The 21,445-nt window shown below is 62.4% G+C and carries 20 protein-coding genes and 1 pseudogene; 7 read left to right on the top strand and 14 right to left on the bottom strand.

The genetic code is table 11. The features are described from left to right. Positions 1–96 precede the first annotated feature (96 nt). Complete coding sequence (locus IF199_RS00200) at positions 97–1,326, top strand: nucleoside recognition domain-containing protein (RefSeq protein WP_192559401.1); 1,230 nt, start codon at positions 97–99, stop codon at positions 1,324–1,326. 3 nt (positions 1,327–1,329) lie between these two features. Here IF199_RS00200 and IF199_RS00195 read toward each other — a convergent pair whose 3' ends face one another. The 9 genes from IF199_RS00195 to IF199_RS00155 form a co-directional block, all read right to left on the bottom strand. Further along, complete coding sequence (locus IF199_RS00195; protein WP_192559400.1) at positions 1,330–1,959, bottom strand: ABC-type transport auxiliary lipoprotein family protein; 630 nt, start codon at positions 1,957–1,959, stop codon at positions 1,330–1,332. After that, positions 1,956–2,894, bottom strand: coding sequence for an MlaD family protein (locus tag IF199_RS00190; protein WP_192559399.1), 939 nt, complete (start codon positions 2,892–2,894; stop codon positions 1,956–1,958). Before IF199_RS00190 ends, IF199_RS00195 begins: the two co-directional genes overlap by 4 nt. Position 2,895: 1 nt before the next feature. Further along, positions 2,896–3,681, bottom strand: a complete 786-nt coding sequence (locus IF199_RS00185; RefSeq protein ID WP_173861375.1) for an ABC transporter ATP-binding protein — start codon at positions 3,679–3,681, stop codon at positions 2,896–2,898. A 14-nt stretch (positions 3,682–3,695) separates the two neighbouring features. After that, a complete protein-coding gene (locus IF199_RS00180) occupies positions 3,696–4,844 on the bottom strand; it encodes an ABC transporter permease (RefSeq protein ID WP_192559398.1) in 1,149 nt (382 codons plus the stop codon). 55 nt (positions 4,845–4,899) lie between these two features. Further along, on the bottom strand, positions 4,900–5,928 hold the full coding sequence (locus tag IF199_RS00175) for a DUF5924 family protein (RefSeq protein ID WP_192559397.1): 1,029 nt from the start codon (positions 5,926–5,928) through the stop codon (positions 4,900–4,902). Between the two features lie 95 nt (positions 5,929–6,023). Next, the gene (locus tag IF199_RS00170) at positions 6,024–7,412 is read right to left on the bottom strand and encodes a M16 family metallopeptidase (protein WP_096822406.1); all 1,389 of its coding nucleotides are present in this window, start codon (positions 7,410–7,412) and stop codon (positions 6,024–6,026) included. Positions 7,413–7,506: 94 nt separating this feature from the next. Then, a complete protein-coding gene (locus IF199_RS00165) occupies positions 7,507–9,165 on the bottom strand; it encodes a Na/Pi cotransporter family protein (RefSeq protein ID WP_192559396.1) in 1,659 nt (552 codons plus the stop codon). 213 nt (positions 9,166–9,378) lie between these two features. Beyond that, on the bottom strand, positions 9,379–10,146 hold the full coding sequence (locus IF199_RS00160; protein ID WP_192559395.1) for a TerC family protein: 768 nt from the start codon (positions 10,144–10,146) through the stop codon (positions 9,379–9,381). Between the two features lie 70 nt (positions 10,147–10,216). Beyond that, positions 10,217–11,524, bottom strand: a complete 1,308-nt coding sequence (locus tag IF199_RS00155; protein WP_096822403.1) for a CitMHS family transporter — start codon at positions 11,522–11,524, stop codon at positions 10,217–10,219. Between the two features lie 323 nt (positions 11,525–11,847). On the opposite strand from IF199_RS00155, the gene IF199_RS00150 reads away from it, so the two are divergent. After that, complete coding sequence (locus IF199_RS00150; RefSeq protein WP_192559394.1) at positions 11,848–12,249, top strand: GFA family protein; 402 nt, start codon at positions 11,848–11,850, stop codon at positions 12,247–12,249. Here the strand turns inward: IF199_RS00150 and IF199_RS00145 are convergent, their stop codons facing one another. Continuing rightward, positions 12,250–12,576, bottom strand: a complete 327-nt coding sequence (locus IF199_RS00145; protein ID WP_096822401.1) for a DOPA 4,5-dioxygenase family protein — start codon at positions 12,574–12,576, stop codon at positions 12,250–12,252. Between the two features lie 73 nt (positions 12,577–12,649). On the opposite strand from IF199_RS00145, the pseudogene IF199_RS00140 reads away from it, so the two are divergent. Beyond that, a pseudogene (locus tag IF199_RS00140) lies at positions 12,650–12,748 on the top strand (NADH-flavin reductase); the annotation flags it as partial. Between the two features lie 30 nt (positions 12,749–12,778). Here the strand turns inward: IF199_RS00140 and IF199_RS00135 are convergent. After that, on the bottom strand, positions 12,779–13,729 hold the full coding sequence (locus IF199_RS00135) for a choline sulfate utilization transcriptional regulator (protein WP_102621175.1): 951 nt from the start codon (positions 13,727–13,729) through the stop codon (positions 12,779–12,781). A 114-nt stretch (positions 13,730–13,843) separates the two neighbouring features. Here IF199_RS00135 and betC point away from each other — a divergent pair, with 114 nt between their 5' ends. The 3 genes from betC (at position 13,844) to IF199_RS00120 (ending at position 17,954) form a co-directional block, all read left to right on the top strand. Further along, positions 13,844–15,358: a choline-sulfatase gene (gene betC, locus IF199_RS00130; protein ID WP_192559393.1), complete on the top strand. Its 1,515-nt coding sequence runs from the start codon at positions 13,844–13,846 to the stop codon at positions 15,356–15,358. 16 nt (positions 15,359–15,374) lie between these two features. After that, entirely contained in the window at positions 15,375–16,292 is a 918-nt protein-coding gene (gene choX / locus IF199_RS00125) for a choline ABC transporter substrate-binding protein (RefSeq protein ID WP_192559392.1), read from the top strand. A 93-nt stretch (positions 16,293–16,385) separates the two neighbouring features. After that, positions 16,386–17,954: a SulP family inorganic anion transporter gene (locus IF199_RS00120; protein ID WP_096822397.1), complete on the top strand. Its 1,569-nt coding sequence runs from the start codon at positions 16,386–16,388 to the stop codon at positions 17,952–17,954. A gap of 7 nt (positions 17,955–17,961) precedes the next feature. Here the strand turns inward: IF199_RS00120 and aroE are convergent, their stop codons facing one another. Continuing rightward, positions 17,962–18,783, bottom strand: a complete 822-nt coding sequence (aroE, locus tag IF199_RS00115) for a shikimate dehydrogenase (RefSeq protein WP_192559391.1) — start codon at positions 18,781–18,783, stop codon at positions 17,962–17,964. Positions 18,784–18,792: 9 nt separating this feature from the next. Beyond that, positions 18,793–19,707: an oxygen-dependent coproporphyrinogen oxidase gene (gene hemF, locus IF199_RS00110; protein ID WP_096822465.1), complete on the bottom strand. Its 915-nt coding sequence runs from the start codon at positions 19,705–19,707 to the stop codon at positions 18,793–18,795. 148 nt (positions 19,708–19,855) lie between these two features. On the opposite strand from hemF, the gene IF199_RS00105 reads away from it, so the two are divergent. Further along, positions 19,856–20,833, top strand: coding sequence for an NADPH:quinone reductase (locus IF199_RS00105; RefSeq protein WP_192559390.1), 978 nt, complete (start codon positions 19,856–19,858; stop codon positions 20,831–20,833). Between the two features lie 49 nt (positions 20,834–20,882). On the opposite strand, the gene tsaC is transcribed toward IF199_RS00105, so the two are convergent. Then, complete coding sequence (gene tsaC, locus IF199_RS00100) at positions 20,883–21,440, bottom strand: L-threonylcarbamoyladenylate synthase type 1 TsaC (RefSeq protein WP_096822394.1); 558 nt, start codon at positions 21,438–21,440, stop codon at positions 20,883–20,885. Positions 21,441–21,445 lie beyond the last annotated feature (5 nt).

Below are 21,445 nucleotides of genomic sequence, written 5' to 3'. Positions count from 1 at the left end.
CCCGCAAGGCACCCTGACAAACCCCGGAGAAATCCGGGGTTTGTCGTTTCTGGCGACCCCGCTATCATTCGCCGCATCTTCCGGGGGATTTGACTGATGCTTAATGGCCTGTGGCTTGGCTTCTTCATCGTGGCAGCCGTTTCGGCGCTGGGGCAATGGCTGATCGGCGGCAACGCCGGGATCTTCGCGGCGATGGTGGAAAGCATTTTTGCCATGGCCAAGCTGTCGGTCGAGGTCATGGTGCTGCTGTTCGGCACGCTGACCCTGTGGCTGGGCTTCCTGCGCATCGCCGAGAAGGCCGGGATCGTCGAATGGCTGGCCAAAGCCCTGGGCCCGCTGTTCCTGCGGCTGATGCCCGAAGTGCCGGCCGGCCACCCGGCCATCGGCCTGATCACCCTGAACTTTGCCGCCAACGGCCTGGGCCTGGACAACGCCGCCACGCCGATCGGCCTCAAGGCCATGAAGGCGCTGCAGGAGCTCAATCCCAGCTCGACCATCGCCAGCAACGCGCAGATCCTGTTCCTGGTGCTCAACGCTTCGTCCCTGACCCTGCTGCCGGTGACGATCTTCATGTACCGCGCCCAGCAAGGCGCGCCGGACCCGACGCTGGTGTTCCTGCCGATCCTTTTGGCCACCAGTTGCTCGACCATCGTCGGCTTCCTGTCGGTGGCGTTCATGCAGCGCCTGCGGGTCTGGGACCCGGTGGTACTGGCTTACCTGATTCCCGGCGCGCTGATCCTCGGCGGCTTCATGGCGCTGCTGGCGACGATGTCGGCCACGGCACTGGCGGGGCTGTCATCGATCCTCGGCAACTTGACGCTGTTCGGCCTGATCATGCTGTTCCTGGTGATCGGTGCATTGCGCAAGGTGAAGGTTTACGAAGCGTTCGTCGAAGGTGCGAAGGAAGGTTTCGACGTCGCGAAGAACCTGCTGCCGTATCTGGTGGCGATGCTTTGTGCGATCGGCGTATTACGCGCGTCAGGCGCTCTGGACTTCGGCCTCGACGGCATTCGTCATCTGGTGCAGTGGGCAGGGTGGGACACGCGCTTCGTCGATGCGCTGCCGACCGCGATGGTCAAACCGTTCTCCGGCAGCGCCGCCCGGGCGATGCTGATCGAAACGATGAAGACCTCGGGCGTGGACAGCTTCCCGGCGCTGGTGGCGGCGACCATTCAGGGCAGCACCGAGACCACCTTCTACGTGCTGGCGGTGTACTTCGGCGCGGTGGGCATCCAGCGCGCCCGGCATGCCGTCGGTTGCGCGCTGCTGGCCGAGCTGGCGGGTGTGCTCGGTGCTATCGGCGTCTGCTACTGGTTCTTCGGCTGATACTCAAGGCCGGGCGGTCGGCACGACCTTCTGGCCTTGTTCCACCGCCCACGCCACCACCTTCGCCGTCAGCCGATCACTGGCCTGACCGAATCCGGCCACCACCGCCGGGACTTTCACATCATTCAGCGGCTGGCGTTCTTCGAAGCGGCGGCTGGCGAGAATCTTCTGGTCATAACCGCGCACCAGCAACGCATCCACCCGCACCACGACGCTGGCCTGTTTGCCCTGATACTCGGTCTGAAACGCCTGCAGGCTGCCGCCCAGTTCCAGGTCCGCCTGGAAGTTGCTGTCATCGGTACTCAACAGCGACACCCGACCGTCACGCTGGAAACCATCGAGCAGCCGATTGCGCACCAGCACCGGTGCCGAATCGCTCCAGCGCGAGGCCTTGTAGCTGCTGATCACGTCCCCCTGGGGAATCACCGCGATGCCCGGCCGATTGAGCGCTTCGCTGGCCTGCAATTTGTTCAGACGCAGCGACCAGTGCTGAGTCGCCGCCGAACTGGCCGAGGCGGGCGCCTGTGCGGCCGGCAAACGGTAGACGTCCAGCGGTTCGGACTTGGGCAGGATCGAGCACGCGCTGATCAGCGAAAGGCCGGCGATGAGGAGGGCGAGACGAGTCAGCTTCATGGCGTGAACTCCTTGTTCTTGTCACTGCCCAGCAGGTAACCGCTGGGGTTGGCCTCCAGACGTTGGGAAATGGCCCGCAGCGAGGACAGGGTTTCACGCAGTTCGCGCACTGCAGGCGCCAGGCCGTTGAGGCCCTGCATGCCGCTGTCGAGGGAATTCTGATTCTTGCTCAGCAAGCCGTTGATGGTGGCGCTGCTCTGTTCCAGCGACTTCATCGCCTGCTCGGCGCTGCCCAGAGCCTGTTTGCCCTGATCGTTGAGCAGGCCGTTGGCGTTGCGCATCAGCAGCGAGGTCTGCTCGAGCATGCTGCCGGCCTGCTTGCCGACGGTTGCCAGTTGCTGCATCGCCTGGCGCAGATCGCCGCGCTGATCGTTGATCGAACCGGTGGTCTGTTCCAGGTGCTCAAGGGTTTTGCTCACGCGCTCGATGTTGTCGGCGGAGAACATCTGATTGGCGTTGCTCAGCAGCGTACTGACCCCGCTCATCAGGTCATTGCTGTCATTGAGCAGCCGCGAGATAGGCGAGGGCGAGGCGACGATGGTCGGCAGGTTGCCGTCCTTGCCGCGCAGTTTCGGGCTCTCTGGCGTGCCGCCGCTGAGCTGGATGATCGACGTGCCGGTGATCCCGGCCAGCGCCAGTTTGGCCAGGGTGTCTTCCTTGACCGGCGTGTCGCCCCCGAGGCGAATCCGCGCCAGCACCCGGCGCGGGTCCTGCGGATCGAGCCGCAGACTGACCACATCGCCGACCTTGATCCCGCTGTACTGCACCGGGCTGCCCCGGGACAGGCCGCTGACCGCCTCGTTGAAGACGATTTCGTAATCCTTGAACTCGGTGTCGACGCTGGACTTGGCCAGCCACAGACCGAAGAGCAGGGCACCGGCCACCACAATCACCGTGAACAGGCCGATCAACACATGATGGGCTCGGGTTTCCATGTCAGACCTCGTTGAGCAGTTTGGCGGCGTCCAGCGCCGAGCGGCCGCGAGGGCCGTGGAAATATTCGTGAATCCACGCGTCGTCGGTTTCCGAGACCACGTCGATGGGACCGGCCACCAGCACTTTCTTCTGCGCCAGCACCGCCACCCGGTCGGTGATGGTGTAGAGCGTGTCGAGGTCGTGGGTCACCAGAAACACGCTCAAGCCCAGCGCATCGCGCAGGGTCAGGATCAATTGATCGAACTGCGCCGCGCCAATCGGATCGAGGCCGGCGGTGGGTTCGTCGAGAAACAGGATGTCCGGGTCCAGCGCCAGCGCCCGGGCCAGCGCCGCCCGCTTGATCATGCCGCCGGACAGCGACGATGGGTATTTGTCCGCCGCCGACAGCGGCAACCCGGCCAGCGCCAGTTTCACCGCCGCCAGATGCTCGGCGTCTTCGCGGCTCAGGCCGGCGTGTTCGATCAGGGGCAGGGCGACGTTCTCGGTGACCGTCAGCGAGGAGAACAGCGCGCCTTTCTGGAACAGCACGCCAAAACGCCTTTCGACCAACGACCGCTCGTGCTCGGAAAGGCTCGGCAGGTTCTGACCAAACACTTTCACGTTGCCTTCGCTGGGCCGGCGCAAGCCGACGATGCTGCGCAGCAACACCGATTTACCGCTGCCGGAACCACCGACCACGGCCAGAATCTCGCCTTTGTACAAGTCCAGGTCGAGGTTCTCGTGCACGCTCTGGCTGCCGAAGCGATTGCACAGGCCACGGACTTCGATCACCGCCTCGGACGGCATGCGGGGTAGACGACTCACCAGCCCATCTCCATGAAGAACATTGCGGCGACCGCATCGAGCACGATCACCACAAAGATCGATTGCACCACGCTGGAGGTGGTGTGGGCGCCGACCGATTCGGCGCTGCCGCTGACCTTGAAGCCTTCCAGACAACCGATGGCGGCGATCAGGAACGCGAAGATCGGAGCTTTGACCAGGCCAACCAGGAAATGTTGAATCCCTATGTCGCTTTGCAGCAGCGACAGGAACATCGCCGGCGAGATATCCAGCGACACCGCGCAGACCACGGCGCCACCGATGATCCCGCAGATCATCGCCAGAAAGGTCAGCATCGGCAGCGCCACCAGCAAGGCCAGCACGCGCGGCACCACCAACAACTCCATGGGGTCGAGGCCGAGGGTGCGAATGGCGTCGATTTCCTCGTTGGCCTTCATCGAGCCGATCTGTGCGGTAAAGGCACTGGCGGTGCGGCCGGCCATCAGGATCGCCGTGAGCAACACACCGAATTCGCGCAGGAAGGCGAAACCCACCAGATCCACGGTAAACACGCTGGCGCCGAAACTGGCCAGCACCGTCGCCCCAAGGAACGCCACCACGGCGCCGACCAGAAAGGTCAGCAGCGCCACGATGGGCGCGGCGTCGAGGCCGGTCTGTTCGATGTGCGCGATCATCGGCGTGATCCGCCAGCGCTTGGGCCGGAACAGGCTGCGGGCGATGGTTTCGAGGATCAGGCCGACGAAGCCGAGCAGTTGCAGGGTGTCTTGCCAGACCGTATCGACAGCCCGGCCGATACGCGTCAGCAGCTGCACGCTGACGCTGATTTCCGGTTCCTTGATCGGTACGCAGAAATCGGTCAGCGAGCGATACACGGTTTGCAGCAACGCGCGGTCGGCAGTGGAAATCGTGCAATCGGGGTGTTCGGCGGATTTGCCCAGTCGCTCGGAGCCGAGCAGCTCCACCAGCAGCGAAGCGCCGGCGGTGTCGAGGGCGCCGAGGCCGTTGAGGTCGATGGGAGTGCTGGCGTCGTACTGACCGCGGAGCGTTTCGCTCAGGTGCTTGAGCTCGGCGTAATGAGCAAGCGTCCAGTCCCCGGTGACCCGCAGGCGGGCAGGGGTGATCGAGGTGTCCAGTCGGGCATTACCGGTCATCGAGCTGCTGGTCATAAGCTCCGTGCTTGTTCGGCTAAATTCGCGAACCTACGTAATAGCACGAACCGGATTACTTTTCTTTGGTCGGTGTGCTGTCCGTGACTTCGAAACGCAGAACGCCGATCACCTGGCCGTCTTCGGTCAGCACTCGCACCTGCCAGTCACCGACCGGGTTGCCAGGGAAAACCTGCTTGTGGGTCCACGCCCGGTAGCCTTCCTTGCGCCCGCCGTGGATGTCGAGGGCGATCCGGTCGACCTCTTTGCCGTTGAACTGCCACACGTGATAGATCCGCTCATCGAGCCCGCGTGGTGCGTTGATCGCGGTGTAGGCGTAGAGCCCGCCGCCACGGATCTGCTCGGCGCTGACTTGTTCGAGGCTGGCGCCGGGGGTGCGATCCTGCAACTGGGTGCTGATCGCAACGTCAGTCATCCACAGCGTTGCCGGCGGCACCCACGAACGCAGGACCCAACCGACGCCGCCGATACCGATGGTGATGCTGAGGATCGCCAGCGCATTGCGTACGGTGCGGATCGGAAAGATCGACGCCAGGCTTGGAAACGACAGCACCACGGCGATCCCCAGCGCCCATTTGAAGCTCTGCGACGTGGTCAGGTGCATGATCACCGGCAAGGCGGTGAGCAGGGCGGCGAACAGGGTCAGGGTGTGCAGCGCGAGGAACGCCCAGCGCCGGGGCGCCAGCCATTTGTAGTAGAGCGGATCGACGATCGAGATCAGCGCGGCGATGCACAGCAGACCGGTGAACACCAGTTGGCCGCTGTTCCAGGTGGTGGTGATGAAGAAGAACGGCAGTACGAAAAACAGGCTTTCCTGATGGATCATCTGCGTCGCGTAACGCAGCAGCGGCTGAGGGATTTCCCGTTTGAAGACCCGCGTGAACAGCTCGGTCAGGCTGTTTTCCAGCATCAGCCAGATCCAGCTCAGCAGCATGATCGTGGTGATCCAGCTCGCCAGCCCCTGTTGCCGGTCGACCAGAATGAAACTGCCGACCCCGGAGATGAAACCACCGAGCGCAATGACCCCGGGGTAGCGCTTCATCAGTTCGAGGATGCGCTGGATCAGGAGGGTCAATTTGAGCATTTGGGCGGTTCACGACAGTCGAGGAAAAAAACCTCGACAGAGTACCGCCCGCCGGGCCCCGTGGCGAGGCTGCCGATCAGTAAAAACCCACGGGATCACGGCTTGGCCGGGGGACGACGATGCAGTCGCCAGCCGAACAGAATCAGCAGCAGTACACCCAGCCCGCCCGCAATCAGCCACAGCACCTCGTCATCACTGAGCAAGGGCTTCTCGATCCGCAGGTATCCCGGCTGCAGCAGCAATTCGCGCATGGCCTTGTTCGCCGCTTCCAGCGTCACGCCTTGCAGTTCCAGGGCCGGGTCGGCGAAACGGCCGTCCTCGTAGTCGCCCAGGGCGCTCCAGTAATAGTCGGCCATGGCGCTGTTGCCCTGCACGGCCCAGGCCTGATGGGCGATAGCCGCCTGTTTGAGGCGATTGAAGGTGTCGGCGTCGAGGCCGTTTTTCAGCAGGTCGGCCTTGAGATCTTCCAGCACTTGCTCGGCTTCAGCGATATCACTGCGGTCCAGATCGGCGTTGAGGCTCATGAAACCGACGCCACCGAACACCTCACGCTCGGCCCACGGCCCGTAGGACAGACCATGGTTCAGGCGCAACTGGCGGTAGAGCGCCCACTCCAGATACTCCTTGAGCAGGTCGAAGGTCTGGTCGTACTGATCGTCCAGCACCGGCTCCGGCACCAGCCAGTGCAGCTTGGCGCTGTTGCCGATGAAACCGCGAGTGATCGTGCGTTCATGGGCGGCGCTGGCGCGGATGTCCGGCAAAGGCCGGTGTTCGCTCGGGTCGACCGCTTCCAGCGCGCCCCACGCCCGCTCCAGATAGGCCGGCAGCAACTTGTCGAGGTCACCGACGACGATCAGGGTCATGTTGTTCGGCGCGTACCAAGCTTTGCGCACCTTCTCCAGTTGCGCGCGGGTCAGGCCATCGACCTCGGCCCGTTGCGGACATTTCAGGCCCAGCTCGACCGCCAGTTGATTGCTCGCGGTGTGGCCCAGGTCCTGCCGGTCGAGAAAGCGTTGCAGGCGGGTGTAATGCCCGCCGTCCTCGCGCTCGACCACCCGTTTGGCGGCGTTGATCGCGTTGTCGTCGAAGCGGGTCTGGGTCAGCAGATCCAGCAGCAGATCGAGGACCTTGCGCTGGTTTTTCGCCGGGGCTTCGATCACGAACGTGGTGTCGGCGTTGCTGGTAAAGGCGTTCCAGTCGCCGCCGAGGGCCTGCATGCGCTCTTCGAGGCCACCTTCGCCAGTGGCGTCGATGCCGCTGAACAACAGGTGTTCGAGCAGGTGCGGCAGTTCTTTCTCATTGCAGTCGAAGTCATCGAGACCGACGCCCACCACCAGCCTGATCGCCACATGCCCGCGTTCGGTGCCGGGCTTGAGCAGCAATTGCAGGCCGTTGGGCAGGGCATAGCCTTCGACCTGAAAGCGATCCAGGGCGAGGGCGGGCAGGGAACCGAGCAACAGACAAGCGAACAACAGGCAACGCATAACGAGCTTCCATACAGCTGAATCGGAGATCCGTGTTGTCAGTCCGGCCGTGAGGCTGAACCTTGAGTTACTGACTGACCACAGCCCCAGACGTTCAAGGCGAATGCGTGATGTCCGCCATATCGTCGGACTCGAGCGCTCCGGTATCGGCGGTTTCCAGCACCACGTAGGCGCTGCTGCAGAACAGCGAGTTCAAGCGTTTCATGTCGGCAATCAACTCCAGGTGCAGCGAACTGGTCTCGATACTTTGCACGATCTTGCGTTGCAAACGGCTGACATGCGCATGGGCCAGACGCCGCTCCTGCGCGCGAAAGCGCCGTTTCTCGCGCAGCAACTGGCGGGCGCTTTCCTTGTCACCGCTGAGGAACACCGACAGCCCCAGCCGCAGATTGGAGATCAACTGCTGGTGCAAGCCCGCCAACTCCTCCAGCCCGTCCTCGGAAAACGAGCGGCGCTGGGAGGTCTTCTGCTGCTGCACCTTGCGCAACATGCGTTCGATCAGGTCGCTGGCAAGTTTGAGGTTGATCGCCAGCTCGATGATTTCCGCCCAGCGCCGACTGTCCTGCTCGCCAAGATCTTCACGGGGCATTTGCGCCAGATACAGCTTGATCGCGCTGTACAGCGCTTCGACGTCATCGGTCAGCTTGCGCATTTCCATGGTGACGGCGGTCTGTTTGCCGCGCAGTACATCGAGGGTCGCGTCGAGCATGTTGTCGATCAGATCACCCATGCGCAGGGTTTCCCGGGCGGCGTTGGCCAGCGCCAGGCTCGGTGTGACCAGCGCTGTCGGGTCGAGATGACGTGGCTTGGCGGTGCCGTTGATTTCCGGCCGCTCCGGCAGCAGCCAGGCGCACAGCCGTGCCATGGGCGCGACGGTTGGCACCAGGATCAGGCAGCGCACGGTGTTGTAGAGCAGGTGGAAGCCGATGACCATTTCCTGCGGACTGAAATCTAGGCTGTCGATCCAGTGCACCAGCGGGTCGAGCACCGGAATGATCAGCAACAGGCCGATCAGCTTGTACAACAGACTGCCCAGCGCCACTTGGCGGCCAGCGGCGTTCTGCATGCTGGTGCTCATGAATGCCAGCACGCCACTGCCGATGTTGGCGCCAATCACCAGACCGATCGCCACCGGCAGGCTGATCACATTGGCCCCGGCCAGCGTCGCGGTCAGCAGCACGGCGGCGAGGCTTGAGTAGGAAATCATCGCGAACAACGCGCCGACCAGGGCGTCGAGCAAGATGTCGCCGGTCAGCGAGGCGAAGATCACCTTCACACCTTTTGCGTGCGTGATCGGCCCGGCGGCCTCGACGATCAATTGCAGCGCCAGAATGATCAGCCCCAGCCCGATGGCCACACGGCCCATTTGCCCGAGCCGCGTCTGCTTGCGCGACAGAAAGAAAATCACTCCGAGGAAAATCAGCAGCGGCGACAGCCACGACAGATCGAACGTCAGCACCCGCGCCATCAGCGCCGTACCGACATCGGCCCCGAGCATGGTCACCAGGGCCGGAGTCAACGCCATCAGGCCCTGGCCGACGAAGGAGGTCACGAGCATGGCGGTGGCGTTGCTGCTCTGCACCATCGCGGTCACAAGGATACCGGCGATGAACGCCAGCCAGCGCCTGGACATGTTCTGGCCGATCACATGGCGCAGATTGGTGCCGTACACCCGCAGGATGCCGGTTCGAACGATGTGCGTGCCCCAGATCAGCAGGGCCACGGCAGAAAGCAAATTGAGCAGGGTGAGCATGCAGACCCCCTGTAGTTGCAGCGCCCCAAAGGGGCAAGTTGACGATACCGCGCAGTTTCTACGTGTTGTTCTTAAGCTGTAGTTGGCTAACGGTCCGGGCGCCAGCATTGCACAGCTAAAGTGCGGATTGAAACAAAAGCGTCATGAAAACAGCTTCATGCGGCCATGAAAAAAGGGCCCGAAGGCCCTTTGATCTTTTGCGCAGCGTTCGGGTTACTGACCCGGAATATCCTTGCGCAGTTTCACCGGATCCTGCTGTTGTTTCTTCTTGGCCATCGCGCCGCGCAGCTTGATGTTGATCGCTTCGACCGCCAGCGAGAACGCCATGGCGAAGTAGACGTAGCCCTTCGGTACATGCACGTCGAACGCTTCGGCGATCAGCACGGTGCCGACCACCAGCAGGAACGACAGCGCGAGCATTTTCAGCGACGGGTGCTTGTCGATGAACTCGCTGATCTTGCCCGAGGCCAGCATCATCACCAGCACCGCCACGATGATCGCCGCGACCATGACCGGCACATGGGACACCATGCCGACAGCAGTGATCACCGAGTCCAGCGAGAACACGATGTCGATGATCGCGATCTGGATGATGGTGTAGAAGAAGTTGCCGCCCTTGCCGCCAGGCGTGTCGTCGCTTTCGTCTTCACCTTCCAGCGCGTGGTACATCTCCTGGGAGCTTTTCCACAGCAGGAACAGGCCACCGAAGAACAGGATCAGGTCACGTCCGGAAATGCCCTGGCCGAACACCACGAACAGGTCGGCGGTCAGGCGCATGACCCAGGTGATCGACAGCAGCAACAGGATCCGCGTGATCATGGCCAGGCCAAGACCGAAGATCCGGGTGCGTTGCTGCATGTGTTTGGGCATGCGGCTGACCAGGATCGAAATCATGATGATGTTATCGATGCCCAGAACGATTTCCAGGGCGGTCAGGGTAAAGAAGGCAACCCAGATCTCAGGGTTGGTCAGCCATTCCATGTGTATTCCTTTGAGCGTGTGTTAAACCAAGACGCCAGCAGACAGCTGGCGTTTGGTTGAGTTGATGCCGTTACAAAGTGCTGAACAGCGGGAAAGTCCCCAACAGCAAGGCTGCGACCAGTATGCACAGGCAAACCAGCACTGCCCACTTCAGGGTGAAACGTTGGTGATCGCCGAACTCGATCCCGGCCAGTGCGACCAGCAGATACGTCGACGGCACCAGTGGGCTCAGCAGGTGAACCGGCTGGCCGACAATCGAGGCACGGGCCATTTCCACCGCAGTGATGCCGTAATGGCTGGCCGCTTCGGACAACACCGGCAACACGCCGTAGTAGAACGCGTCGTTCGACATGAAGAACGTGAACGGCATGCTCACCAGCGCCGTGATCACCGCCAGGTACGGGCCGAGGAAATCAGGGATCACCGCCAGCAGGCTTTTCGACATGGCATCGACCATGCCGGTGCCCGACAGGATACCGGTGAAGATGCCCGCCGCGAAGATCAGACTGACCACCGACAGCACGCTGCCGGCGTGAGCCGCGACGCGGTCTTTCTGCTGTTGCAGGCAAGGGTAGTTGACGATCATTGCAATACTGAACGCCACCATGAACAGCACCGGCAGCGGCAGCAGGCCGGCGATCAGGGTGCACATCAGCGCCAGGGTCAGCAGACCGTTGAACCAGATCAGCTTCGGACGGCGGGCATCCGGGAACTGCGACACGCTGATTTCGCTGTGATCGATTTCGTCGCCGATCAGGTGCAGTTCACCCAGACGCGCACGTTCACGTTTGCCGTAGAAGTAGGCAATGATCAGGATCGCCACCACACCGGCCGCCATCGCCGGGATCATCGGCACGAAGATGTCCGACGGGTCCACATGCAGCGCACTGGCGGCACGGGCGGTCGGGCCGCCCCAGGGGGTCATGTTCATCACGCCGCCGGCGAGGATGATCAGACCGGCCATGATCCGCGGGCTCATGCCGATGCGGCTGTAGAGCGGCAGCATGGCGGCCACGCAGATCATGTAAGTGGTCGCGCCGTCACCATCGAGGGAAACGACGAGCGCCAGTACGGCGGTGCCGACCGAAACTTTCAGCGGGTCGCCCTTGACCAGTTTGAGGATCTTGCGCACGGCCGGGTCGAACAGGCCGGAGTCGATCATCAGGGCGAAATACAGAATGGCGAACATCAGCATCACGCCGGTCGGCGCAAGCTTGGTAATACCTTCGAGCATCATCGGGCCGATCTTCGGCGCGAAACCACCGAACAGGGCGAACAGGATCGGGATGATGATCAGAGCGATCAGCGCAGACAGGCGCTTGGTCATGATCAGGAACATGAACGTGATGACCATGGCGAAGCCAAGGAAAGTCAGCATGGGAATACTCCAGGCGTAGCGCGGCTAGGTAAGTGAGCGGATCGGGCGAGATCAGCGCAGAACGGGAAGCACGAGACGTACGGGCGGAGTTGGAGCGAGGAGGCGGGTAACAGAGGACATCAGAATCACCATTGTTGTTGTTAATTGGGCCTGACGTGCGAGCAATCACACACGTTGGCCAACCGGTCTGTTGCCGGTAGTGGCGGCGATCCTAATCGGGGAACCTTTCAGCTACCTTTCGCCGCTGAAAGCTTTGGGCGAATGGTCAACCGGCCGTCGGATACGACTAGAGTCAATGAACACGGGAACGGGAGGGCGAGACGATGAGTGAATTGCACAGCGGCGGCTGCCATTGCGGACATATCCGCTATCAGTTCAGCGGAACGCTGCAGGACATCGCCCACTGTCATTGTTCGATTTGCCGGCGGGTCAGCGGTGGCATCGTCACCACCTGGATCACGCTGCCGGCGGCGAACTTCCAGTGGCTGGCCGGGACACCCTCGCGCTACGACTCCTCGACGAGTTGCGCACGGTTCTTCTGCCCGAACTGCGGCGCGCAACTGGCGCTGGTGACGTTGCTCAGCCCCGAGAGCATCGATCTGACGGTCGCCACGCTGGATCACCCGGAACAAGCCGCCGCCGAGCGGCACATCTGGACCGACAACCAGTTGCCGTGGCTGCATCTGGACGAGCATTTACCTGGCGAGCCTGAAGAAACCATCTGATTAAAAAATAGACAGATCCAGCGGCCGCATCGCGCCCATCCAGATCGCGTGCTCGGTGTGATCGAGCAAGTCATCGCCGGTGTCCGGGTGCAGAAACACCACCAGCCCCTTGCGGTTGAGCGCCAGCCACGGCAACACGTCGCCGATCAGCTCCGGGCCGAAGGCCAGTTGGCAGCTCCAGTCCGGGTGCGGGCCGACCGGGCGTTCATGCACTCGGCCCATCTTCAATGGAAACAACGCCGCCGCCTGCTCACACAGCGCCCGCGCCTGTTCGATCGTGCTGGCGTCGTAATAAACGTGGGCGTGATAACCCTTGATCGTCTGCATCGCAAACCCTCTGAATCGGTTCGAACCCTCGTATGTCACACGCCCTACAAGGGAAAACAAAGGGACCTCAGCCATGAAAAATGCCGAAACCCCAGTGGTGAAAGTGGTGCTCTATGGTGCCATGAGTAGCCTGGGCAGTGCGTTGATGGCTGAACGGCTGCTGGGCGTGCACCTGAGTTTTGTCGCGGCGTCGGACACCTGATCAAACGGCGATCGAAGGCAACTCCATTCCCGTCAGCGACTGCGCGCTGCTGGCCTGCTCGGCCATCAACCAATCGACAAACTGCTGAATCAACGCCCCTCGGCGTTTGCGCTGCGGCAGCACCACGTAATAACCGAGGCGGGAGAGGGTGGTCTCGGCAATCGGCCGGCACAACAGACCCTGCGCCAGCAAGTTATCCACAAGGTGCCGCCAGCCGATGGCCACACCCTGACCGCCAATCGCCGCCTGGATCAGCAAGGTGTAGTTATCGAAACGCAGTTGCCCCGGGGCCGGCGGCGTATTGATACCGAGTTCGCGGAACAGGCCGCTCCAGTCGAACCAGTTGCTGCTGTTCTCGCCGCGCAGATGCAGCAGCGGAAACTCCAGCAAAGCCTGGGCCGGCAAGGGCCGGGCGCGATCCTTGAGCAATTGCGGGCTGCACACCGGGAACACTTCTTCGCTGAACAGCCAATGACTTTCACCCTGTTTGAAGCGACCGTCGCCGAACAGCACGGCAACGTCGATATCCGGGCGCAGCATATTGTGATTGCGCTCGCTGGTGACCAGGCTGACATCGACCTGCGGATTGGCTTCGTGAAAACGATGCAGACGCGGCATCAGCCAGTACGCAGCGAAGGCGAAGTCGGTGGCGACCTGCAGCACCTCATGTTGCTGTTGCGCGCTGATCGCGCTCAATCCTGCGTCGATATTCTGCAAACCGAGGGTGACTTGCTCGAAAAGAATTGAACCGACCTCGGTCAACTCAATGCCTCGGTAGATCCGGTCGAACAGCCGCGTCCCCAGCTGTTCCTCCAGCCGTTTGATCTGCTGACTGATCGCCGGCTGGGTGGTCCCAAGCTCCACCGCCGCCGCGGTAAAACTGCGATGACGGGCTGCTGCCTCGAAGGCGCGCAGCAGGTCGAGCGACAAATCACCGAGGGCGTCATACATAAGCTGTGCTTATCCTAGTCATTGTCCGGCGCGGGCTTTACCGGATATTGCGGGGAATCCATGCTCGATCGCAGCAATGTCGCATAAATATTCACTATGGAATGCCGCGATCACATGAAGCGCAAGAACATTCTCTTCATCATGGCCGATCAAATGGCCGCGCCAATGTTGCCGTTCTACGGCCCGTCGCCGATCAAACTGCCGAATCTCAGCCGCCTCGCCGAACAAGGCGTGGTGTTCGACGCCGCTTATTGCAACAGCCCGCTGTGCGCGCCGTCGCGTTTCACCCTGGTCAGTGGCCAGTTGCCGAGCAAGATAGGCGCCTACGACAATGCCGCCGATTTCCCCGCCGACATTCCAACCTACGCCCATTACCTGCGCCACCTCGGCTATCGCACCGCGCTGTCGGGCAAGATGCATTTCTGTGGGCCGGATCAACTGCACGGCTACGAAGAGCGCCTGACCAGCGACATCTATCCGGCCGACTACGGCTGGGCGGTGAACTGGGATGAGCCCGATGTGCGGCCGAGCTGGTATCACAACATGTCTTCGGTATTGCAGGCCGGGCCGTGCGTGCGGACCAACCAGCTCGATTTCGACGAAGAGGTGGTGTTCAAGGCTCAGCAGTACCTGTTCGATCACATTCGAGAGGACGGCGACCAGCCGTTCTGCCTGACCGTGTCGATGACTCACCCGCACGACCCGTACACGATTCCCAAGGCGTTCTGGGATTTGTACGACGATGCGGATATCCCGCTTCCGACAACGCCGGATCAGCATTCACTCGATCCGCATTCCCAGCGTTTGCTCAAGGTCTACGACCTGTGGAACAAGCCGCTGCCTGTGGATAAGATTCGCGACGCGCGCCGGGCATACTTCGGTGCGTGCAGCTATATCGACGCCAACGTCGGCAAACTCCTGCAAACCCTCGACGAATGCGGGCTGACGGACGACACCATCATCGTGTTCTCCGGCGACCACGGTGACATGCTTGGGGAAAAAGGCCTCTGGTACAAAATGCACTGGTTCGAAATGGCTGCCCGGGTGCCCCTGTTGATAAGTGCGCCCGGTCAGTTCAATGCAGGCCGTGTAGGCGCCGCCGTGTCCACCGTCGACCTGTTGCCGACCTTCGTGGAACTGGCGGGTGGCAGCCTGGAAGCGAATCTGCCGCTGGACGGCCGCTCGCTGGTGTCGCACCTGCAAGGGCAGGGCGGTCATGACGAAGTGTTCGGCGAATACATGGCCGAAGGCACCGTCAGCCCGCTGATGATGATCCGGCGTGGCGCCTTCAAATTTATCTACAGCGAAACCGACCCTTGCTTACTCTTCGATGTGGATAACGATCCACGTGAGCAGGAAGAACTCAGCCAATCACCGCAACATCGCCAGCTTTTCGACGATTTTCTCGCCGAATCGCGGGCCAAGTGGGACATCCCGGCGATCCACCGCAAGGTGCTCGAAAGCCAGCGGCGCCGGCGCTTCGTCGCCGAGGCGCTGACCCTCGGCAAGCTGAAGAGCTGGGACCACCAGCCGCTGGTGGATGCCAGTCAGCAGTACATGCGCAACCACATCGACCTCGATGACCTGGAGCGCAAAGCCCGTTATCCACAACCCTGCCAAAACCAATAACGTTAAGGGGAAGTCCATGGTCAAGTTATCCACAATCGTGACGATCAGCCTGCTGGCACTGGGCAGCGCATCCGCGTTCGCCGAGAGCTGCGACACGGTGAAAATGGCCGACCCCGGCTGGAGCGACATCGCCGCGACCAACGCCATCACCGGGTTTCTGCTGGATGGCATGGGCTACAAGGCCAAGGTCGACACGCTCGCGGTGCCGATCACCTTCGGCGGCTTGAAGGACGGTCAGGTCGACGTGTTCCTCGGCAACTGGATGCCGGCGCAGCAGGGCTTCTACGACAAGTTCGTGGCCACCGGCGACGTCACGCAACTGGCGAAGAACCTCGACGGCACCGAATTCACCCTGGCCGTGCCGGATTACGTGTGGGATGCGGGTGTGCATAACTTTTCCGACCTGAACAAATTCGCGGACAAGTTCGAGAAGAAGATCTACGGCATCGGCTCTGGCGCGCCGGCGAACATCTCGCTGCAAGAGATCATCAAGAAGAACGACTTCGACCTCGGCCAGTGGAAGCTGATCGAGTCCAGTGAGCAGGCCATGCTCGCTGAAGTCTCGCGGGCGGTGAAGAAGCAGAAATTCGTCACCTTCCTCGGCTGGACCCCGCACCCGATGAACGTGCAGCTGAAAATGCATTACCTCAAGGGCGGCGAGAAATACTTCGGCGACACCGGCAGCGTCTACACCCTGACCCGCAAGGGCTACGCCGAGGCCTGTCCGAATGTGGGTAAATTGCTGACCAATCTTTCGTTCACTCAGGAGATGGAGAACAGCATCATGGCCGAGGTGGTGAACAAGAAGGTCAGCAATGCCGATGCGGTGAAGGCGTGGATCAAGGCGAATCCGGCGGTGTTGGACAAGTGGCTCGATGGTGTGAAGACCGTGGATGGAAAAGACGCGTTGCCGGCCGTCAAAGCGAAACTCTAGCCCTCACACGGATCGTTCCTACCCAGGCGCGTTCGACGTCTCGACGTGGGAACGATCTGCGTACAATGCGCAAAATTTCACCCGAGAGGATCCATGGCCCTCCCCAGCCGCCGCTCACTGTTTCCCTTCCTGACCTGGCTGCCCCGGCAGACCCGCGCCAGCGTCGGGCGGGATCTGGTCGTCGGCCTCAGCGGCGCGATTCTCGCGTTGCCCCAGTCGATTGCCTACGCCCTGATCGCCGGTCTCCCACCCGAATACGGCCTCTATGCCGCGATCATCCCGGTACTGATCGCCTGCCTGTGGGGCTCGTCGTGGCATCTGATCTGCGGGCCGACGGCGGCGATTTCGATTGTGCTGTTCGCCAGTGTCAGCCCACTGGCCGTGCCGGCATCGCAGGACTACATCACCCTTATCCTGCTGCTGACCTTCCTCGCGGGGATTTTCCAGTGGTTGCTCGGCCTGTTGCGCTTCGGCGCGCTGGTGAATTTCGTCTCGCACTCGGTGGTGCTGGGTTTCACCCTCGGGGCGGCGGTGGTGATTGCCATCGGCCAGTTGCCGAACCTGCTGGGGCTGGATCTGCCGGCCAAGGCGACGGCGCTGGCCAGCCTGATGGATTTGCTGCGTCATCTCGGGGCTGTGGATAAACCGTCACTGGCCCTCGGTGTCGCCACAGTGGTGATCGGTGCGCTGCTCAAACAATGGCTGCCGCGTTGGCCGACGCTGTTGATGACCTTGGTGCTCGGCAGCCTGGTGGTGTGGCTGTGGCCGGCGATGTTCGGCCATGTTCAGTTGGTCAGCGCTTTTGTCGGGCGTCTGCCGCCGTTCAGCGGGTTGCCGCTGGATATGGATCTGGTCCTGCGCCTGCTGCCCAGCGCCGTGGCGGTGGGTATGCTCGGGTTGGTCACCAGCCTGTCGATTGCCCGCTCGATTGCCGCACGCTCGCAACAGTTGCTCGATGCCAATCAGGAAGTCCGCGCTCAGGGTCTTTCGAACATTGTCGGGGCGTTCTTTTCGGGATCATTGTCCGCCGGCTCGTTCACCCGTTCCGGGCTGAGCTATGAGGCCGGGGCCTGTTCGCCGCTGGCCGGGGTGTTTTCGGCGTTGTGGGTGGCGTTGTTCGCGATTTTCGGTGCCGGGCTGATCGCGCACATTCCGATTCCGGCCATGGCCGGCAGCATTCTGTTGATCGCCTGGGGACTGGTGGATCATCGCGGCATTCGTGCGCTGTTGCGGGTCAGCCGGGCAGAGTTCGTGGTGATGGGCCTGACCTGCGTCGCCACCTTGCTGCTGGAATTGCAGACAGCCATTTATGCCGGCGTGCTGGCCTCGCTGTTTTTCTACCTCAAGCGCACTTCGCAGCCGAGAGTGCAGCATTGGCGCGATGGCGAAGACGATGTGCTACGGGTCGGCGGCTCGATCTTTTTCGGCGCCAGCCACTACCTGCAAGTGCGCCTGCAACGGATGCACGGCGCGCGGGTGGTGATCGAGGCGCAGCAGATCAACTTCATCGACTATTCCGGTGTGGAAATGCTGCATCAGGAGGCCCGGCGCCTGCTGCGCCAGGATCGCAGCCTGACCTTGCGTCAGGCGCGACCGCAGGTGGTGGAGGAATTGCGCAAACTCGAAGGACCGGAGAAATGCCCGATCCGCTTCGAGGACTGAAGGTGCCTTACAGCGCCAACTGCCGACGCAATTCAGCCAGAACCGGCGCAGTGTCCGGACGCACTCCGCGCCACAGGAAGAACGCCTCCGCCGCCTGCTCGGCCAGCATGCCCAACCCGTCCATCACCACGCCCGCGCCGTGCTCGCTGGCCCAGCGGCAGAACGCGGTCGGTTCCTTGCCGTACATCATGTCGTAGCACAGGGTCTTGCCCGGCTCGATCAGGCTTGGCGCAATCGGCGGCACGTCGCCGGTGAGGCTGGCAGAGGTGGCGTTGATGATCACGTCCACGGGCTCGCGCAGCCAGTCGAAACCGCTGGCCGACACCGGCCCCAGATCACAGAACAGTTCGGCCAGTAGCTCGGCCTTGTCCACCGTGCGGTTGGCGATGATCACCGAGGCCGGTTTCTCCGCCAGCAATGGCTCCAGCGCACCGCGCACCGCGCCACCGGCACCGAGCAGCAGAATGCGTTTGCCGGTGAGGCTGAACCCGGCGTTGACCGTCAGGTCCCGCACCAGTCCGGCACCGTCGGTGTTATCGCCGAGCAGGCTGCCGTCGGCGAGTTTGCTCAAGGTGTTCACCGCACCCGCGCGCTGGGCACGAGCGGTCAGGCTGTTGGCCAGGCGATAGGCGTCTTCCTTGAACGGCACGGTCACGTTGGCGCCGCGACCGTCCTGGAAAAACGCCGTGGCGCAGCCGGAAAAATCGTCCAGCGGTGCCAGCAGGGTGCTGTAGTCGAGGCTCTGCCCGGTCTGTTCGGCGAACAGCTTGTGAATCATCGGCGACTTGCTGTGGCCGATCGGGTTACCGAAAACGACGTAACGATCCATCAGAAATCCTCAGGCCTGGGCCAGCCAGTCGCGGTCTTGCAGGAAGTAGTCGGTCAGGCGCGCTTCTTCGCTGCCCGGCTCGGCTTTCCAGTCGTAGGCCCAGCGCACTTGCGGCGGCAGCGACATGAGGATCGACTCGGTGCGCCCGCCCGATTGCAGACCGAACAGGGTGCCACGGTCGTAAACCAGGTTGAACTCGACGTAGCGGCCGCGACGGAATTCCTGGAACTCGCGCTGCTTGGCGGTGAACGCATCGTTCTTGCGGCGCTGCACGATCGGCAGGTAAGCGTCGATATATGCATCGCCGATGGCGCGCATGAAGGCGAAGCTGGTGTCGAAGTCCCACTCGTTCAGGTCATCGAAGAACAGACCGCCGATGCCCCGTGGTTCGTGGCGGTGCTTGATGTGGAAATAAGTGTCGCACCAGGCCTTGTAGCGCGGATAGACGTCCGGGCCGAACGGCGCGCAGGCCTGCTCGGCAACGCGGTGCCAGTGGATGCAATCTTCTTCATTGCCATAGTACGGCGTCAGGTCGAAGCCACCGCCGAACCACCAGACCGGCTCTTCACCTTCCTTCTCGGCGATGAAAAAGCGCACGTTGGCGTGGGACGTCGGCACATGCGGGTTGTGCGGGTGGATCACCAGCGACACGCCGAGGGCTTCGAAACCGCGGCCGGCCAGTTCTGGTCGATGGGCGCTGGCGGACGGTGGCAGGCCACTGCCGAAGACGTGGGAAAAGTTGACGCCGCCCTTTTCGATGACCGTGCCGTTCTCGATCACCCGGGTGCGACCGCCACCGCCGGCCGGACGGTTCCAGGCGTCTTCGACGAAGCGCGTGCCGCTGTCTTCAGTTTCCAGCGCGGCGCAGATGCGGTCTTGCAGGTCGAGCAGATAGGCCTTTACGGCGTCGGTGCGGGTCGTCATGGCATCACCTTGGATCGGGGCGTAACTGCGCGGCGCCCCGCGCAAATGGGCGCGTAGCATACCATCGCAGGCCGGCACGCCGCAGTTGACGAAGATCAAGCATGGGAGTTCGATAGGGGCCTTTCAGAACATCCCAAGGAGTAGGCAGATGGCCAAGCGAATCCAGTTCCGCGCCCATGGCGGCCCTGAAGTGCTCGAGTACGTTGACTATCAACCTGCCGAGCCCGGCCCGCAGCAGGTTCGTGTGAGCAACAAGGCCATCGGCCTGAATTTCATCGACACCTACTACCGCAGCGGTCTGTACGCGCCACCGGCATTGCCGTCGGGCGTAGGCTCGGAAGGTGCCGGCATCGTCGAGGCGGTGGGCAGCGCCGTCACCCGGTTCAAGGTTGGTGACCGTGTGGCTTATGGCAGCGGCCCGCTGGGCGCCTACAGCGACGTGCATGTCTTGCCCGAAGCAAATCTGGTGCACCTGCCGGACGCCATCAGCTTCGAAACCGCTGCCGGCGTGATGCTCAAAGGCCTGACCGTGCAGTACCTGCTGCGTCAGACTTATGAACTGCAGGGCGGCGAAACCATTCTGTTCCACGCAGCGGCCGGCGGCGTCGGTTTGCTGGCCTGCCAATGGGCGAAAGCGCTGGGTGTGAAGCTGATCGGCACCGTCAGCTCGCCAGCGAAAGCCGAACTGGCCAAGGCCCATGGCGCCTGGGCAACCATCGATTACAGCCACGAAAACGTCGCCCAGCGGGTGCTGGAATTGACCGACGGGAAAAAAGTCCCGGTGGTCTACGACGGCGTCGGCAAGGACACCTGGCCGGCCTCGCTGGACAGCGCAGCGCCCCGTGGCCTGGTGGTGAGCTTCGGCAACGCATCCGGCGCGGTGGACGGCGTAAACCTGGGGATTCTGGCGGCGAAAGGTTCGCTGTACGTGACCCGGCCAACGCTGGCGACCTACGCCAACAACGCCGAGAACCTGCAACGGATGGCCGATGAGCTGTTCGGGATGATCACCAGCGGCAAGCTGAAAGTGGATATCAGCCAGCGTTACGCACTGGCGGATGCGGCGAAGGCGCAGACCGAGTTGTCGGCGCGGCGCACGACGGGTTCGACTGTTCTGTTGCCATAAAACCGATGGTGGCGGGGAGCAAGCTCCCCGCCACCAGGCTCTTCGGATCTCAGGACGGGCGCACAACCTTGCCGGTCGCCAGATCGCGAATCAGGCTCGGGTTCTTGCGCCCACCGAGCATTCCGCCCAGCACCAGATCGACCTGACCACGGAAATACTGCTCGACCCGCAAGCGACTCTTCGCCGCCGGCCGTCCTTGCGGATTGGCCGAGGTCGAGATCAACGGTCCGACCAGCGAGCACAAGTCCCGCACTTGAGGATGATCGCTGACCCGCAAAGCCACGGTGTCATGCACCCCGGTCACCCACTCCGGCAACAGGTTCTGATGCGGCACCAGCCAGGTGTTCGGCCCCGGCCAGGTACTGGCCATGCGATCGATCCAGTCCTGGGGGAAATCCTCGAACAGGAAATCGAACTGACGAATGTTGTCGGCGACCAGGATCAACCCCTTGTCCACCGAACGGTTCTTGATCGCCAACAGGCGATCCACCGCTTCTTCATTCCATGGATCGCACCCCAGCCCCCAGACGGCTTCGGTTGGATAGGCAATCACCGCCCCGGCGCGAATCTCTCGTGCGGCTTGTTGCACACGCCAACTGTTGACCATGAAAA

This window comes from Pseudomonas allokribbensis (assembly GCF_014863605.1).
In the GTDB taxonomy this organism is placed as follows: domain Bacteria; phylum Pseudomonadota; class Gammaproteobacteria; order Pseudomonadales; family Pseudomonadaceae; genus Aquipseudomonas; species Aquipseudomonas allokribbensis.
This window is presented reverse-complemented; position numbering and strand designations above follow the sequence as displayed.

Coding starts and splice junctions, on each gene's coding strand:
- IF199_RS00200 (WP_192559401.1), top strand. CDS start 97: ATGCTTAATGGCCTGTGGCTTGGCTTCTTCATCGTGGCAGCCGTTTCG.
- IF199_RS00195 (WP_192559400.1), bottom strand. CDS start 1,959: ATGAAGCTGACTCGTCTCGCCCTCCTCATCGCCGGCCTTTCGCTGATC.
- IF199_RS00190 (WP_192559399.1), bottom strand. CDS start 2,894: ATGGAAACCCGAGCCCATCATGTGTTGATCGGCCTGTTCACGGTGATT.
- IF199_RS00185 (WP_173861375.1), bottom strand. CDS start 3,681: ATGCCGTCCGAGGCGGTGATCGAAGTCCGTGGCCTGTGCAATCGCTTC.
- IF199_RS00180 (WP_192559398.1), bottom strand. CDS start 4,844: ATGACCAGCAGCTCGATGACCGGTAATGCCCGACTGGACACCTCGATC.
- IF199_RS00175 (WP_192559397.1), bottom strand. CDS start 5,928: ATGCTCAAATTGACCCTCCTGATCCAGCGCATCCTCGAACTGATGAAG.
- IF199_RS00170 (WP_096822406.1), bottom strand. CDS start 7,412: ATGCGTTGCCTGTTGTTCGCTTGTCTGTTGCTCGGTTCCCTGCCCGCC.
- IF199_RS00165 (WP_192559396.1), bottom strand. CDS start 9,165: ATGCTCACCCTGCTCAATTTGCTTTCTGCCGTGGCCCTGCTGATCTGG.
- IF199_RS00160 (WP_192559395.1), bottom strand. CDS start 10,146: ATGGAATGGCTGACCAACCCTGAGATCTGGGTTGCCTTCTTTACCCTG.
- IF199_RS00155 (WP_096822403.1), bottom strand. CDS start 11,524: ATGCTGACTTTCCTTGGCTTCGCCATGGTCATCACGTTCATGTTCCTG.
- IF199_RS00150 (WP_192559394.1), top strand. CDS start 11,848: ATGAGTGAATTGCACAGCGGCGGCTGCCATTGCGGACATATCCGCTAT.
- IF199_RS00145 (WP_096822401.1), bottom strand. CDS start 12,576: ATGCAGACGATCAAGGGTTATCACGCCCACGTTTATTACGACGCCAGC.
- IF199_RS00135 (WP_102621175.1), bottom strand. CDS start 13,729: ATGTATGACGCCCTCGGTGATTTGTCGCTCGACCTGCTGCGCGCCTTC.
- betC (WP_192559393.1), top strand. CDS start 13,844: ATGAAGCGCAAGAACATTCTCTTCATCATGGCCGATCAAATGGCCGCG.
- choX (WP_192559392.1), top strand. CDS start 15,375: ATGGTCAAGTTATCCACAATCGTGACGATCAGCCTGCTGGCACTGGGC.
- IF199_RS00120 (WP_096822397.1), top strand. CDS start 16,386: ATGGCCCTCCCCAGCCGCCGCTCACTGTTTCCCTTCCTGACCTGGCTG.
- aroE (WP_192559391.1), bottom strand. CDS start 18,783: ATGGATCGTTACGTCGTTTTCGGTAACCCGATCGGCCACAGCAAGTCG.
- hemF (WP_096822465.1), bottom strand. CDS start 19,707: ATGACGACCCGCACCGACGCCGTAAAGGCCTATCTGCTCGACCTGCAA.
- IF199_RS00105 (WP_192559390.1), top strand. CDS start 19,856: ATGGCCAAGCGAATCCAGTTCCGCGCCCATGGCGGCCCTGAAGTGCTC.
- tsaC (WP_096822394.1), bottom strand. CDS start 21,440: ATGGTCAACAGTTGGCGTGTGCAACAAGCCGCACGAGAGATTCGCGCC.